The 14,709-nt window shown below is 37.7% G+C and carries 12 protein-coding genes; 7 read left to right on the top strand and 5 right to left on the bottom strand.

Annotated elements, in window-relative coordinates:
• Nucleotides 1-59 precede the first annotated feature (59 nt).
• The gene (locus ACUN24_RS23910; protein ID WP_121287184.1) at nucleotides 60-2,267 is read right to left on the bottom strand and encodes a RelA/SpoT family protein; all 2,208 of its coding nucleotides are present in this window, start codon (nucleotides 2,265-2,267) and stop codon (nucleotides 60-62) included.
• A 110-nt stretch (nucleotides 2,268-2,377) separates the two neighbouring features.
• Here ACUN24_RS23910 and ACUN24_RS23905 point away from each other — a divergent pair, with 110 nt between their 5' ends.
• The 6 genes from ACUN24_RS23905 (at nucleotide 2,378) to ACUN24_RS23880 (ending at nucleotide 6,773) form a co-directional block, all read left to right on the top strand.
• On the top strand, nucleotides 2,378-2,992 hold the full coding sequence (locus ACUN24_RS23905) for a DUF4294 domain-containing protein (RefSeq protein ID WP_193423666.1): 615 nt from the start codon (nucleotides 2,378-2,380) through the stop codon (nucleotides 2,990-2,992).
• Nucleotides 2,993-2,998: 6 nt separating this feature from the next.
• Nucleotides 2,999-3,511, top strand: coding sequence for a glutathione peroxidase (locus ACUN24_RS23900; protein ID WP_219075528.1), 513 nt, complete (start codon nucleotides 2,999-3,001; stop codon nucleotides 3,509-3,511).
• Between the two features lie 7 nt (nucleotides 3,512-3,518).
• Nucleotides 3,519-4,235 carry a bacillithiol biosynthesis deacetylase BshB1 gene (gene bshB1 / locus ACUN24_RS23895; RefSeq protein ID WP_445564796.1) on the top strand — a complete coding sequence of 239 codons (717 nt, stop codon included), beginning with the start codon at nucleotides 3,519-3,521 and terminating at the stop codon, nucleotides 4,233-4,235.
• Nucleotides 4,236-4,317: 82 nt separating this feature from the next.
• Nucleotides 4,318-4,647 (top strand): LytR/AlgR family response regulator transcription factor, encoded by a 330-nt coding sequence (locus ACUN24_RS23890; protein ID WP_445564795.1) that lies wholly within the window; start codon nucleotides 4,318-4,320, stop codon nucleotides 4,645-4,647.
• A gap of 97 nt (nucleotides 4,648-4,744) precedes the next feature.
• Nucleotides 4,745-5,257 (top strand): hypothetical protein, encoded by a 513-nt coding sequence (locus tag ACUN24_RS23885; RefSeq protein ID WP_445564794.1) that lies wholly within the window; start codon nucleotides 4,745-4,747, stop codon nucleotides 5,255-5,257.
• Between the two features lie 154 nt (nucleotides 5,258-5,411).
• Nucleotides 5,412-6,773, top strand: coding sequence for an acyl-CoA dehydrogenase family protein (locus tag ACUN24_RS23880; RefSeq protein WP_445564793.1), 1,362 nt, complete (start codon nucleotides 5,412-5,414; stop codon nucleotides 6,771-6,773).
• Nucleotides 6,774-7,773: 1,000 nt separating this feature from the next.
• Here ACUN24_RS23880 and ACUN24_RS23875 read toward each other — a convergent pair.
• The 4 genes from ACUN24_RS23875 to ACUN24_RS23860 form a co-directional block, all read right to left on the bottom strand.
• On the bottom strand, nucleotides 7,774-8,634 hold the full coding sequence (locus tag ACUN24_RS23875) for a hypothetical protein (RefSeq protein WP_445564791.1): 861 nt from the start codon (nucleotides 8,632-8,634) through the stop codon (nucleotides 7,774-7,776).
• A gap of 21 nt (nucleotides 8,635-8,655) precedes the next feature.
• Nucleotides 8,656-9,057 carry a hypothetical protein gene (locus ACUN24_RS23870; RefSeq protein WP_445564790.1) on the bottom strand — a complete coding sequence of 134 codons (402 nt, stop codon included), beginning with the start codon at nucleotides 9,055-9,057 and terminating at the stop codon, nucleotides 8,656-8,658.
• Nucleotides 9,058-9,059: 2 nt separating this feature from the next.
• Nucleotides 9,060-10,391, bottom strand: a complete 1,332-nt coding sequence (gene lat, locus ACUN24_RS23865) for an L-lysine 6-transaminase (RefSeq protein WP_445564789.1) — start codon at nucleotides 10,389-10,391, stop codon at nucleotides 9,060-9,062.
• A gap of 300 nt (nucleotides 10,392-10,691) precedes the next feature.
• Nucleotides 10,692-13,091 (bottom strand): outer membrane beta-barrel protein, encoded by a 2,400-nt coding sequence (locus ACUN24_RS23860; protein ID WP_445564788.1) that lies wholly within the window; start codon nucleotides 13,089-13,091, stop codon nucleotides 10,692-10,694.
• Between the two features lie 476 nt (nucleotides 13,092-13,567).
• Between ACUN24_RS23860 and ACUN24_RS23855 the strand changes: the two genes are divergently transcribed.
• Complete coding sequence (locus tag ACUN24_RS23855) at nucleotides 13,568-14,644, top strand: serine hydrolase domain-containing protein (RefSeq protein WP_445564787.1); 1,077 nt, start codon at nucleotides 13,568-13,570, stop codon at nucleotides 14,642-14,644.
• The last annotated feature ends 65 nt before the right edge of the window (nucleotides 14,645-14,709 follow it).

Raw genomic sequence — 14,709 nt, 5'->3', positions numbered from 1 at the left:
AAGTCCAGAGTCTTTATCCATCATAAGATGAGACTCAGGACTTTCGACTATGGACTCACTTAGGCATCAAACCTCGTTACTCCGGTTACCCCTCTAACTTTTAATAAATTTTTAATCAGGTTTTCCAGGTGTTCGGTATCGTTTACAAAAATCATAATCGAACCATCAAAAATCCCCTCATTGGTATCAACAGTAATCGAACGCATATTTACTTTAAAATCGGTAGAGATAACCCTGGTGATGTTGTTGATCAAGCCTACATCATCAATGCCAACAATCCGTAAGCCTGTTAAAAAGGTTAATTCCTGTTGTTTGTTCCATTTGGCTTTTACCACACGATACCCATAATTAGCCATTAACTGTGCTGCATTTGGGCAATTGGTGCGATGTATTTTAATGCCTTCGCTCACGGTGATGAATCCAAAAACATCATCTCCAGGAATTGGGTTGCAACAGGCAGCCAAGGTATAATCAATGCGCTGCATATCTTCGCCAATCAGCAAAATATCAGATTCGCCACCTTTAATTTTACTCTTAATCCCATCAACCGAAAGGTTTTCAGGTCGCTCCGGGCTACGGTTTTCGACCTCTTTCTCGCTAGACAGGTATTCTTTTATGTCTTTTAGCTCGATTTTGCCCAAGGCAACATTTACAAAAAGCTCCTGTGTAGAAGGCAACTTAAAGAAATAGCTAAGCTTTTGTATATTATCGGTATTATAAGTGATTTTTAATGACTTTAGCTTTCTTTCTAAGATTTCTTTTCCGTTTTCAGCAATTTTCCGCTTTTCTTCTTTTAGCGATGACTTAATTTTAGATTTGGCTTTGGCGGTAACCACCACGTTTAGCCAATCTTCTTTAGGGGTTTGTTTGCTCGAGGTGATAATCTCTACCTGATCGCCATTTTGTAGTTTATATGAAATCGGAACCAGCTTATGGTTTACTTTAGCTCCGATACAGGTTGCGCCTACATCGGTATGGATCTCGAAAGCAAAATCCAATGCGGTTGCGCCTAAAGGCAATTGGATTAAAGCACCTTTTGGCGTGAAAATAAAAATCTCATCAGAGAAAAGATTCATCTTGAAATCGTCAAGGAAATCTAAAGCATTGGCTTCTGGATTGCTTAACATTTCGCGCACTTTCTGGATCCACTGATCCAGACCGTTATCGTTACTTGATTCTTTATATTTCCAGTGTGCAGCAAAACCCTTCTCTGCAATTTCGTTCATCCGTTGTGTACGGATCTGTACCTCAACCCATTGTCCGCGTGGACCCATTACCGTAGTGTGCAAACTTTCGTAACCATTCCCTTTTGGTGACGAAACCCAATCGCGTAAACGATCAGGATTTGGGCGATATAAATCGGTTACAATTGAATAGGCTTTCCAGCAATCGGCTTTTTCATTTTCCGGGGCCGAGTCCAAAATAATCCGGATCGCAAATAGATCATACACCTCTTCGAAAGGAATATTTTTCTTTTTCATCTTGTTCCAGATGGAGTGGATTGACTTCGGCCTGCCGTAAACATCGGCCACTAATCCTTGCTCATGAACAATCTCATCAATCGGCTCAACGAATTTTTTGATGAAAAGCGCACGTTCTGCTTTTTTCTCATTTAATTTTTTAGCGATGAACTTATAAGTATCAGGATCAAGATATTTCATCGAAAGATCTTCCAATTCTGATTTTATGGCATATAAACCCAACCTATGCGCTAGTGGAGCGTATAAATAAATGGTTTCTGAAGCGATTTTAAGCTGCTTGTGGCGGGGCATAAAATCCATTGTACGCATATTGTGCAAACGATCGGCAAGTTTGATCAGGATTACCCTCACATCATCAGCCAAAGTGAGCAGCATTTTGCGGAAATTCTCAGCCTGTAACGAGCTGTTGGTATCGAAAACGCCAGATATTTTAGTTAAGCCATCGATAATTTTAGCGGTTTTTTTACCAAACTCCCGTTCAATATCTTCTAAAGTGATGTCGGTATCTTCTACCACATCGTGTAGCAAGGCACATACTATAGAGGTTGTTCCTAAGCCAATTTCTTCAGCAGCAATCTGCGCGACAGCGATAGGGTGGTAGATGTAAGGTTCGCCGGATTTTCGGCGCATATCTTTATGGCTTTCCAGCGCCATATCAAAAGCTTTCCTGATTTCTTTTTTATCGCCTTTTTGTAAAGTAGATTTGCTTGCCCGTAGTAATGCCCTATATCTTTTTAGAATCTCTTGCTTTTCCGCCTCTAAATCAATCACTAACTCTGTTTTCATTTGTATTTTTTGCGTAAAAATTTGCGTCTTATTTATGAATAAAACTTATATTAGTTTTGTGAAACAACTAATATATGAAATAACACCTAACTTTGTAAAAGTATAAATTTATGAAATTTAAAGGGCTCTTTTTTCTTTCTATTGTAATGATTTGCAGCATTTCGCTACGAGCCCAGGATCCTGCTGCACCTGTATTTCCAAAAAAGGGTAAAAGCGATACGATTAGAGTAGCCTCAACAAACGATAATGGTGTCATGATTCCCTGGATGCAACTTAATGAGGTTAACATTTACGCAGCCAGAATCTGGAAATCGCCGGCAGAACAGGCTGCCTACAACCGTTTAAGGTATAACGTATTAAAAGTAATGCCTTATGCGCTGTTTGCAAAACGCCGATATGAGCAACTGGAGCAGGATTTGGCCCGGACTCCCGAGAAAAAAGAACAGAAACAACTGGTTAAACAATGTGATAAAGAAATTAAAGACATGTTTAACCGCGAAATAAAGGAATTAACGATTACTCAAGGTCAGATTTTAACAAAACTGATCGACCGTGAAGTGGGCAGAACAACATACGACATAGTAAAGCAAACCAAAGGAGGTTTCGCTGCATTTTCTTATCAGATTGTTGCCCGTGTGGTAGGACATAATTTAAAAAGCACTTACGATCCGAATACAGATAGAGATATAGAGTCTATTATCCGTACGTCAGGATTTTATCAATAACATATAATGCAGGAGCGCATTCCGAATATTTATTCATTTAAGGTTAAGAAAATTAATGGCGAAGAGCAGCCATTATCAGCCTACCGCAACAAAGTTGTTTTAATTGTAAATACCGCATCAGAATGTGGTTTTACGCCACAGTTAAAAGAATTACAGCAACTTAAGGATGAGATTAACAGCCCTGATTTTGAAATTCTGGGCTTTCCCACAAATGATTTTGGAAAACAGGAACCTTTAAATGGATCTGATATCGCATCTTTTTGCGAGATTAACCATGGTGTAAAATTTCCTGTTTTTGAAAAGATTATGGTTCGTGGCGAACATGCTCATCCGCTTTATCAGTTCTTGAGTGATAAAAAGCAAAACGCAAAATTAAGTTCGAAACCCCGTTGGAACTTTCATAAATACCTGCTGAACAAAAATGGTGAACTGGAAGATTATTTCTTGCCCTTCACCAAGCCGTTGAGTTCGAAAATTAAAAAGAAAATTCAGCAACTGCTGAGCCAAAATACCCAATAATTACATCATGAAGTTAGATATTTTAGTGATCGCAGTGCATCCCGATGATGCAGAGCTTTGCTGTTCCGGTACTATTTTAAAACATATTTCCCTTGGTAAAAAAGTTGGAATTGTAGATTTAACCAGAGGCGAACTGGGTACGCGTGGTACAGCAGAAACAAGAGATGAAGAGGCGGCAGACTCTGCAAAAATTTTGGGCTTACATGTGCGCGAAAATTTAGGCATGAGGGACGGGTTTTTTCAGAACGATGAATTTCACCGTTTAGAAGTAATTAAATCCATCAGAAAATACCAACCGGAAATTATTTTAAGCAATGCTTTGGAAGACCGTCACCCTGATCACGGAAGGGCAGGAGACCTGGTTTATGATTCGGTTTTTTTATCAGGTTTACCAAAAATAGAAACGTTGATAGATGGTGTTAAACAAGAGGCCCACCGCCCGAGGTTGTTGTTGCAATACATCCAGGACAGATACTTGAAGCCTGATATTATTGTAGATATTTCTGATCACATGGATAAGAAAATTGAATCGATTAAGGCTTTTAAAACACAGTTTTATAATCCTGATGTAGATGGTTTGCAAACTTATATTTCATCGCCTGAGTTTTTCGAAAGCGTAATTGGCCGTTCAAGAGAATTTGGTAAAAGCATTGGCGCCACTTTTGGCGAAGGCTTTACTTCGCGGAAATTGTTGGGTGTTGATAATTTGTTTGATTTAAGGTAGTTTTTTACCGCATAGAAAAGAAGACTTTCGCTAAGCGCGCAAAGGTGTGAGTTCGTGGCAATTTTAACTAAACGACCATAAAATGACAAATCAACAAAATTTCACATTTATAAAAACTGACAGAAAATTAATCAAATTAAATTTTGACGACATTTTGTTTGTAAAAGGATTGGGAAATTATGTTGAAATATTTGTTAAAAACAATAAAAAATATGTTTACTACAAAACCTTAAAAGACCTTATTGACAAATTACCTGATGAATTTATGAGGGTTCATAATTCAAACATCGTGAATTTGAAAAATGTGGAATGTATAGAAGATAATCATTTAATTATAGGTGAACATAAAATTACAATAGCAAAAAGTTATAAAGATTGTCTATTAATTAGTATTGAAAAATTGCTACTCTAAATAAGAAATTTGACAGATCACATAAAAACCTAAACAAACCAAATAACTTATTTTTTTGGATAAAATTATCTGAGTTGTTTTGTAAAAAAAAAAGATTATGAAACAATTTTTATTTTACTTAACAACTATGATATTTATGACAACCGGGAGTTTAAAAGCACAGAACAACCCATTCGAAAATGATGCAAAAACAATCGATGCATTAATGAAAGCAAGCTATGAGGTTGTTTCAGGCGAAAAAGGAGCAAAAAGACAATGGGAAAGAGATAATTATTTGCACCATCAAAAAGCAGTTTATTCTTATTTTGACAGAAAAAAGCAAAAACAAGTAACTATGACACTGCAAGAATTTCATAAAGAAACTGATGAAATGGTTTTTGGTACAGCTTTTTATGAAAGCGAAGTTAATCGGGAAGTTAGAGTTTTTGGAAATATTGCACACATTTGGAGTACTTATGAAACGAGATTAGAAAAAGACGGAAAAGTTGAAAGAAGAGGAATAAATAGTATTCAGCTAATTTTTGATAATTATCGTTGGTACATTATATCTTGGACATTTTGTGGAGAAACGGACAAAAATATAATTCCGAAAACATTTGACAGAAATTAAAAAACAGGAGTGTTTCCTGAAACTGTGTCGGGGGTTTAAATTAATGCTTCTCAGAACCCTTTCTTTTCCTTAGTGAAGCCTTTACGCGCTTTGCGGTTAAACTTGAAAGTCCAACAAAACCGCCCTTCGTTTGTTATTCTCAAAACAAATAATAATGGCGAATATATTCTCTTCTCTCAAAAACGCATACAATCTTTTTAAACACGTAGATTTCGATAAGTTAGAGGCTTTATCGAAAAAAGTCGATTTACCCAAAATGGTCGAAACCATATCAAGCCTGGATGATAAACAAATCCAGGGGATGATGAAAATGATGGGTGGATCCGGTAAAAAGAAAGAACTGCCACCCATTGAAGGTGATTTTTACCATTTGGGCGACGAAGCGCTCAAAGATGAAGACCGCGAACTTCAGTTAAAAGTACGTGCTTTTTTAGAAAAAGAAGTAAAACCCATAGTTAACCATTACTGGAACAAAGCTGAATTCCCCTTCGAAATTATCCCAAAACTTGCCGAACTCAACATCTGTGGATTAACCTATAAAGGTTATGGTTGTCCGGGGAAATCGAATTTAATGGAAGGTATTTTAGCGATGGAAATGGCCAGGATTGATACTTCAATTTCTACTTTTTTTGGTGTACAGAGCGGCCTGGCCATGGGGTCGATCTATTTATGTGGATCGGAAGAACAAAAACAACAGTGGTTACCGCTGATGCAGCAATTTAAAATTATTGGTGCATTCGGATTAACCGAACCCGAAGTTGGCTCAGCTGCTGCTGGCGGTTTAACCACAACCTGTAAAAAGGTAGCCGGTAAATGGATTTTAAATGGTCAGAAAAAATGGATTGGTAATGCCACCTTTGCAGATATCTTAATTATTTGGGCACGCGATGAGGAAAGCGGAGAAGTAAAAGGCTTTATCGTGAAAAAAGACAATCCAGGTTTTGCTGTAGAGAAGATGCAGGATAAAATGGCATTGCGGATCGTACAAAATGGAATTATCACTTTAACCAATTGCGAGGTAGAAGAAGCAGATCGCTTACAAAATGCGAACTCATTTAAAGATACCGCTAAGGTATTGCAAATGACGAGGGCAGGGGTTGCCTGGCAGGCGGTAGGCTGCGCTCGTGGTGCTTATGAAAATGCTTTGGAATATACCCAGACCCGAAAACAGTTTGGTAAACCCATTGCTTCTTTTCAATTGATCCAAAATCACCTGGTGGAAATGTTATCAAATTTAACAGCGATGCAAACACTTTGTTTCCGTTTGTCACAACTACAGGATCAGGGTTTATTGAAAGATGAGCATGCTTCGCTCGCCAAGGTTTTCTGTTCATTAAGAACGCGTGATGTAGCAAGCAAAGCAAGGGAAGTAATGGGCGGAAACGGTATTTTACTCGAATATAATGTAGCACGTTTTGTGGCCGATGCCGAGGCGATTTATTCGTACGAGGGTACAAAAGAAATTAATACACTGATTGTTGGCCGTGCAATAACCGGATTTTCGGCATTTGTTTAGAGGGGAAACTCACGAAGTTTGAAAGGGTAAGAGCAGTTTGGGAATTTCGTTAGTTTTGAGCTGTGGTAATTAGTTGCTTGTCAGTCTGAGCGTAGTAGAAGAGTCGTTGGGAAAATAAATAATAGATTTTTAGGGTTAAGAAACGAATGTTAGGATTTCATAGGTGCTATGGTCCTGCCATTTGCTGCAATCTTTTTGCGGGTTTTGAAGTGCTGAAGTGAGGAGCCTCTGTTCTGTAGCTTGCAGATGCTTCGTTCCTCAGCATGACATCATGTTCAGGGTAGGAAACAAAAGTCAGTATTTCATAGGTGCTGCAGTCCTGCCATTCGCTGCAATCTTTTTGCGGGTTTTGAAGTGCTGAGGTGAGGAGCCTCTGTTCCGTAGCTTGCAGATGCTTCGTTCCTCAGCATGACATCATGTTAAGGGTGCTGCAAACAAAAAAGGATTTTCGCTGCTGTCAGGTTTATTTAACAAAAGCATATTGATTGGACTGGTAGCGTATATTTATGTGTTCCGTTCTCTGAGGACACATACTGGGGCAAGGGGATTTTTGGCTTTTTTTAGGCTAACTCACGAAGTTTCTGGTGGTAATAGTGTTAGGGAAATTCGTTAGTTTTGAGCTAGGGTAATTAGTTGCTTGTCCGTCTGAGCGTAGTCGAAGACTCGTAGGGAAAATAAATAACAGATTTTTTAGGGTTAAGAAACGAACGTCAGCATTTCATAGGTGCTACAGTCCTGCCATTCGCTGTAGCCCGATAGAAAAATCGGGGCTGCCGCTGCTGTCAGGTTTATTGAACAGCGGTTTTTTTCAAGGCACAAAGCATTGTTTATAAACCCGATTGGAACGGATGCCAATTCCTTAAAATTGGCAGGGGGGAAAGCGGGACTGAAAATGCCAAATGCACAGAACCCTTCATTTCCAAATCATAAGGATTAACGCATTCGGCAAACAGGTCATGGAATTTTACCTATTTGAATGCTGAGTATTTCGTTCTATTAATTAAATCGCTTTTAACACCCAGGTTTCCCGGATTCTCCCAATTTTATTCGCCTGTTCTTTCATTTTTTTTAACAATTCAATATCAATATATTTTAGCGAGGAAAGTTGATGCCAGACTGAAGTTGCTTTAGTGATCAATTTGAAACCTTGTTCAAGAAAAAAGTGTTCAGCCTGTTCAAAGCTCTCAAACTTATTATCTTCTACTTGATGTGCTTCCAGAAACTGAGAAAAATGATCATTGGTTTCACTTTTAGGTGCCGGTCTTTTAACATATACATCGGCAGTGATCCAATAACCACCTCTTTGTTTTAATGATTTATGGATGGTTTTACATAATGATGTCTTTTCTTCATTATTTAGATACACCAATAAACCTTCATTTATAATACTAATCGGGCCAAGAGGCATTTGATTTATAACATTTGAAAAAGCATCTCCATCCAAAGCATTTAAAGCCTCGGTTTTGAGTTTACCCTTTAGTTGTAATTTCTCATCTACAATTAGCCGATCAACCAAATCTTTTTTGATATCGATTACACCTTGTAAATCAGTATCCAAATAATAAATCGTCGGATGCCTTAAAACCAGGTCCAAGCCCCTGAAAGAATAGCCAGAAGAAATTTCTATAATATTTAAAGAGCCTGATGCAAAAAGTAAGCTATCCAGAGATAAATATCTACTTTCAAAATGCACTAACCGTTTTAAAAATACCTCATCAAAATCTTTATGATGTAATTTTTCAAGGGCGTCGTTACCGTAGATTAACTTAACAGCATCGGCAACAAAGGGAATATTTGTTAAACTTTTGGCAAGTAAAAGCGATTTTGCTGACGGACTTATGGAACTATAATCACGGTTCATTTGTAATTAAAAAAACTGCTTTTAAAACGGATACTTGTTAAACGCCACCTGGCTCATTGCACTTTTTTCAAATAAGGCAATACAATTTTTATTAAACTGAGGGTCGAAGTTTACTTCTCCAGGCGCTAATGTGTTTGGAACATTTCCATTTTGCATAAAGAAGTAAACTTTCGTATTCCCGTATTTAGTATGGGGCATTAGGTTACCATAATCTTCCATTTCTTTCCATATCGAATCTTTAACCGTTACGATGTAAATCCGTTGTACCGGGCCAGTGTTATTGGCGTTTCTATATTTGATAATTTCCTTAAAGCCTGCTTTCATATCCCCAATCCCAGGCTGATCAAAAACATCTTTAACCATGAAAAAGATCAATACTAAAATCCCTGCAACGAAGAAATAAACGAACGATTTTCTATTCATGCCTACAATAAAGGCAATATTTTTTCCATAACCGTCAAGCCTTCGTCAATATGCTTTTGCTCAATACAAAGTGCCGGACGAAAGCGTATGGTTTTATCGCCACAGCCCAAAAACATCACATTGTTTTCCAATCCTTTACCAATAAATGCATTACGCATTTCTTTTGTCGGGAAATCAAATGAACACAGCAAACCCCTTCCACGTATATTTGTCATTTGATCAAACTTGTGTGACAGATTTTTCAACTGCTCTTTTAAATACGTGCCTATTTTTGCCGCATTTTCGCATAGCTGATCTTCTTCTACAATCTGTAAAATCTGGGTAGAACGTACCATATCAACCAGATTGCCTCCCCACGTTGAGTTAATACGGCTGGGTACTTTAAATACATTGGTTTCAATTTCGTCTACTTTATTCCCAACAAGGATGCCGCAAACCTGCATTTTTTTACCAAAAGCCAAAATATCAGGTCTGGCTTTTTCGCTGAAATGTTGGTGACACCAGAATTTACCGGTTAAGCCAACACCAGTTTGTACTTCATCATAAATCAAAAAGGCATCATTTTCATCGGCCAAAGTCTTAAGTTGGATCAAAAACTCATCCCGTAGATGATTATCTCCACCTTCAGATTGGATCGGTTCTACAATTATTGCGCAAATATCATCTTTATTATCTGCAAAGGCTTTTTTGATCTGTTGGAGCGAAGCTTCTTCAGTTGCAATGGCATGACTTAAATTATCTCCTGAAAGTGGAAATTTAACTTCCGGAACAGCCACCCTTGGCCAGTCGAATTTGGCAAACCATTTTGTTTTATCGGGTAGGGTATTGGTTAAGCTAAGCGTGTAACCCGTACGGCCATGAAAAGCTCTTTCGAAGTGTAAAACCTTAAAGCCTCTTTCTTCAGTATATCCTTTTGCAAAGTTTTTTTGAACCTTCCAGTCCATGGCTACTTTAATTGCATTTTCTACTGCTAAACCTCCGCCTGCAATAAAAAAAGCGTGTGGCAAATAATCAGGGATGCCAACTTTAGAAAATGTTTCAACAAACTGTGCATACTGTTGTGTGTAAACATCAGAGTTCGATGGATTGGATAAAGCAGCCAGTAAAAGATTTTTTTTAAAGGCTTCATCATTAATCATTTTAGGGTGGTTATAACCCAAAGGAACGGAAGCAAAGCAGGTGAAAAAATCGAGTAAAGTTCTATTGTATTTAGAATCGTAAATATAGGCACCGTGACTCTTTTCCATATCGTAGGTCAGGTCGAAACCATCGGCCAGAATGTGCTTACTTAAAGATTCGTTAACGTGATCTGCAGGTACTGTTAATTGATACATAAACTTGGTTTTGGTATAATCCAAATTTAGTTAAATGTGCCTAAAATCAAAATTTAAGCACTTTTTGTGCCTGTGAAGCAAAAAATAGGTTTAAACTGTTTAAAGTATGATTATGGACAAAATCGGGTTTTGGACTTCACAGGTGTGGAAAACTTTTTGGTAGGAATCTCTTTCAAGCATCTCCATTTCATCTGTCTCCATTAGATTTATTCCTTACTTTTTTGTGAAATTAGTTCTATTATTATGTTTTTTACTACTGTATTCATTGACTATTTTTCAAAAAAAAATAATTTTAAAACGCTATAATCGTTGCGATTCATTTTCCAGTCCAGACTGGCGGCTGTCTTTTGATTTGATCTTAGTGTTTCCAAAGCGATAGGTAAAACTCAATCTGATCTGTCGGCTCTCACCCACATAGGTGGTATGAAGCAGTAAATTATTAAGTTCAGTATCTGTAATAATCTTATTTTTCCTTAATATATCGGAAGCCGCTATTCTAAGCGTTGCTTTTTCATGCATCAAATTCTTTTGCAGGCCAATGTCAACCTGTGAATTACCCCTTATATAAGTATTTAATCCACTTATATTTTTTGAGTTAACCATGCCTATTGCCTCGGCAGTAATGTGACTGGGAAGATTGAAGGTTTGTTGAATATTAATCGTTCCCGCAAAACGGCTCCGGTTATAATTCCCATAATCTATAGTTCCTACTTTATTCTCCAGACGATATCCAATACCGGTCAGACTCATATTCCACCATTTTGCCAACCTGATCTGTTGTGTAACAGTTAGGTTTATATTGTTCTGAAATCCGATATTCCTGGGCACCATATTGATGATACTCCCTTTAATTACTTCCGTAATAGTGCTGCTTATATCGCTTGTATGTGTGTAACTGGCAGCGATGGTCGTCTTTTTGTAACTATATTGGAGCGCTAATGTATTCGCATATTGAGGCTGCAGGAACGGATTACCTTTCCAATAGGAGAGTTCATCTACAGGATATGAAAATGGATTCAGGTTGTTATAAGCCGGGCGGTCAACGCGACGTGCAAAACTTAGGTTGTAGGTGCCTTCTTGCTTAGTTTTATAAGTTATTGCAGCCGTAGGAAAAACGTTCAGGTAGTTTCTAACTACAGAAGTTGCAGATTGACTACTGCCTTCTGTCGGTAGTAAGTTTCCTTCGGAATGTGTATGTTCTAATCTCACGCCAAGATCAAAGCTGAGTGCATCATTTATTGGCGTTTCATATTTAAGGTACCCAGCACTTATTTGTTCCTTGTAGTCAAAAGTATTGGACAGGTTGATATCAATAACATTGACGCTGCCATTTGCATCATACTGGTCAAATACATTTTTTGCATTTACCTCAGAGAACTTAGCGCCTGTTAACATCCGCCCTTTCCCGATTGGAAAGCCATAATCACCCTTAACCGCATATAGCTTAATATTTCGGCTATTGGCCACAAGGAAATTATTTGAGGACTGGAATGTTCCTTCAGCTGAATAAAAAGCATTGGTACTCAAATTTTCTGTAGCGGCATCAAAAATGCCATAGTCGGCATCTATGTCCAGACTTATGCGATTACTACCTTTATACCTATAGTTTAAGTTGGCATTATAACGTCTGGCTCTTTGTGCCGGATAGCTACTCTCACTTTTAAGCGTCTGTAAAAGTGCTCCTGTTAACTGATCAAAAATATTTGTCGTCGGTGTGATCAAGCCGCCACCACTTGAAAAATTACCATTCATCACCATTCCGATTGTTTTGGTGGTATCTATTGCGTAATCTAAACCGACAGTAGATCCGATAGTATGTTTTTTGTCCACATCATGATTGGAGTTTATATATACCTTTCCGTTTGTCGTCCGGTCATAGTCGTAGTCCATCGCAAAATGTCCAAAATTATGATTGTAACTACCGAAGGCATTAAATTTACCCTTTCGAAAATTAAGGTTCAAATTGGTGTTTTGTTTTAAGGTAATACCAAAAGCGACACCATTATTAATAGTACCGTTGAAACCCTCTGCAATTGATTTTTGAAGTACAAGATTGACGATGCCACCAGTTCCGGCAGCGTCATACTCAGCAGAAGGGTTTTTGATGACTTCAATGGCTTTTAAATCGGATGCGGACATTGACTTAAGCAGTTGAGTCAATTCTTCAGCCTGTAAATAGGTCTGTCTGCCATTAATCATCACCAACGCAGCACTGGCTCCATTCAGGGTGATAGTATTGTCCTGGTTTACAACTACTCCTGGTGTTTTTCTTAAAGCTTCCAGGCCATTTAAACCCTGAGCTGTTATGCTTTTTTCAATGTTATAAATCATTTTTCTTCCTTCGATTTTAACAAGCGGCTTACTCATGGAACTCTGAATAACAACTTCTTTTAAACTACGGGCGGTAGTTTTAATCGTTATAACACCTACATCCATGTTGCCTGTTAATTTTAACAGCTCACTCTGGTAAGACAGCGTGCCCAGATAACTAATAAAAATCAGATAAGTACCAGCCTTAACAGTAAAAGAAAAGTTGCCATCCTTATTGCTCAATGTCTGTTTAATTGTTTGACCATCAATACCGCTTTTTAAATACAGAGTTGCACCGTCTACAACCTCATTATTCGAATCTTTAATGATACCTTTTAAGGTATTGTCCTGATTACTTTGCGCAAAAGACTTCGAACAAAAACATGTCAAAATGAAGAATAAATAACAGGTTTTCCTTAGTTTATAGGTTATCATAATAGTTTTTATATTGTTCAATCTGATAAAATTCAAATATTGATTTCTTTTAGTTTCTTCAGTATTTCCCATTGCTGGTTTAGCGTTTCGTTACCAAAAAACAGATGTGAAAGGAAAATAGTCTTTTTTATTCAGAACTAAGATCTGTATGTTATCTAGGATAAGGAGATCGCAGATATTTGAAGTTGGATTCATTCAATAGTTGATTATGGGTGCATTTATGACAGGCCTGTAAGATAAGAACTTATACTAAACCTTCTTTACAAACCATTAGTACATGAAATTAAATAATAGTGTTAATCACCATTTTCCTTATTGTTTTCCTAACCAAAAGTCTGGCGCAAATAATAACAAAGCGATTAGAACTACTTAATTTGTAACTTTCCCCTCAAAAATTAATTAACTGTTATTAGTTCACTGCCCTGTAAAACATGATAAAAAAACTATTGTTCAGCATATTCTTTTCCTTGGGCTTCATCACCTCCTTTGCTTTGTTGCCCGTAAAACGTCAGGATTCCCTCCTTAGTAAGTTAAAGGATTCAATCTTAAGCAACCATTATCCAAAAATTCATAGTTTACTGATTGCCCGGGAAAAAAATTTGTTAATGGAAGCCTATTTTAATGGCTACACCCGCGATTCACTCCACGACTCCCGGTCTTCATTTAAATCGGTCACGAGTTTATTGGTCGGCATCGCAATAGATAAGGGTTTTATAAAAAATGTTGATCAAAAAATCTATGAATTCTTTCCTGAATACCCATGGCTGAAAGAAGATCCGCTCAAAAAATTGCTCACCATCAGAAACCTGCTGGAAATGAAATCCGGGCTGGACTGCGAAGAATTTGATGAAACAAAGGATTGTGAAGATGAAATGAGCCAGACCGATAACTGGGTGAAATATGGACTTGGAATTAAAATGATTCATAAACCCGGGGAAATCTGGTCGTATACTTCGGTCGATCCTATGATTCTCAGCGGTGTTTTGCGAAGAGCCACCCATATGACTGTAATGAAATTTGCAGAAAAGTACCTGTTTAAGCCGCTGAACATAACGCACTACAAATGGAGTACTGATTCATCTGGTAATGGCATGACCGCGGGCTCTTTTTACATCAGGCCGGTTGATATGATTAAATTAGGTCAGCTTGTGAAAGATGATGGGGTTTGGAATGGTAAAATGGTAATTTCAAAGCGTTGGATTCAGCAGTCTACAGACTGTAAAATTGAGATCCCGGATTTTTCTTATATGCAAACGAGTCGAACCAAGTTCGCTTACCCACAGCAGGCTTACTATGGATTTTATTGGTACAGGGAAATGATAAAAACTGACCTTTTTAAAGAAGATGTATTGTTCGCATCTGGTAACGGGGGACAATACATTTTTATTATCAAGCGTTTAAACCTGACAGTAGTTTTTACCCAGGGCAATTATAAAACTTTCAAAGCAAAGCAGGCTTTTGAAATTCTTGCCAAATACATCATCCCTTATTTTATATCTAAAGCGTAACCAATGCAAGCTTTCGTTCCAACAAGTGCTTCCTGTGGTCATTCAGATCAAAAGGTTGAATATCG

The sequence above is a fragment of the Pedobacter sp. WC2501 genome (assembly GCF_052682415.1).
Note: the sequence above shows the minus strand (reverse complement) of the source record. Positions and strands in the feature narration are given on the sequence as shown.

Bases quoted from the DNA above. Each gene is read 5' to 3' on its own strand.
- ACUN24_RS23910 (WP_121287184.1), bottom strand. From the start codon at position 2,267: ATGAAAACAGAGTTAGTGATTGATTTAGAGGCGGAAAAGCAAGAGATT.
- ACUN24_RS23905 (WP_193423666.1), top strand. From the start codon at position 2,378: ATGAAATTTAAAGGGCTCTTTTTTCTTTCTATTGTAATGATTTGCAGC.
- ACUN24_RS23900 (WP_219075528.1), top strand. From the start codon at position 2,999: ATGCAGGAGCGCATTCCGAATATTTATTCATTTAAGGTTAAGAAAATT.
- bshB1 (WP_445564796.1), top strand. From the start codon at position 3,519: ATGAAGTTAGATATTTTAGTGATCGCAGTGCATCCCGATGATGCAGAG.
- ACUN24_RS23890 (WP_445564795.1), top strand. From the start codon at position 4,318: ATGACAAATCAACAAAATTTCACATTTATAAAAACTGACAGAAAATTA.
- ACUN24_RS23885 (WP_445564794.1), top strand. From the start codon at position 4,745: ATGAAACAATTTTTATTTTACTTAACAACTATGATATTTATGACAACC.
- ACUN24_RS23880 (WP_445564793.1), top strand. From the start codon at position 5,412: ATGGCGAATATATTCTCTTCTCTCAAAAACGCATACAATCTTTTTAAA.
- ACUN24_RS23875 (WP_445564791.1), bottom strand. From the start codon at position 8,634: ATGAACCGTGATTATAGTTCCATAAGTCCGTCAGCAAAATCGCTTTTA.
- ACUN24_RS23870 (WP_445564790.1), bottom strand. From the start codon at position 9,057: ATGAATAGAAAATCGTTCGTTTATTTCTTCGTTGCAGGGATTTTAGTA.
- lat (WP_445564789.1), bottom strand. From the start codon at position 10,391: ATGTATCAATTAACAGTACCTGCAGATCACGTTAACGAATCTTTAAGT.
- ACUN24_RS23855 (WP_445564787.1), top strand. From the start codon at position 13,568: ATGATAAAAAAACTATTGTTCAGCATATTCTTTTCCTTGGGCTTCATC.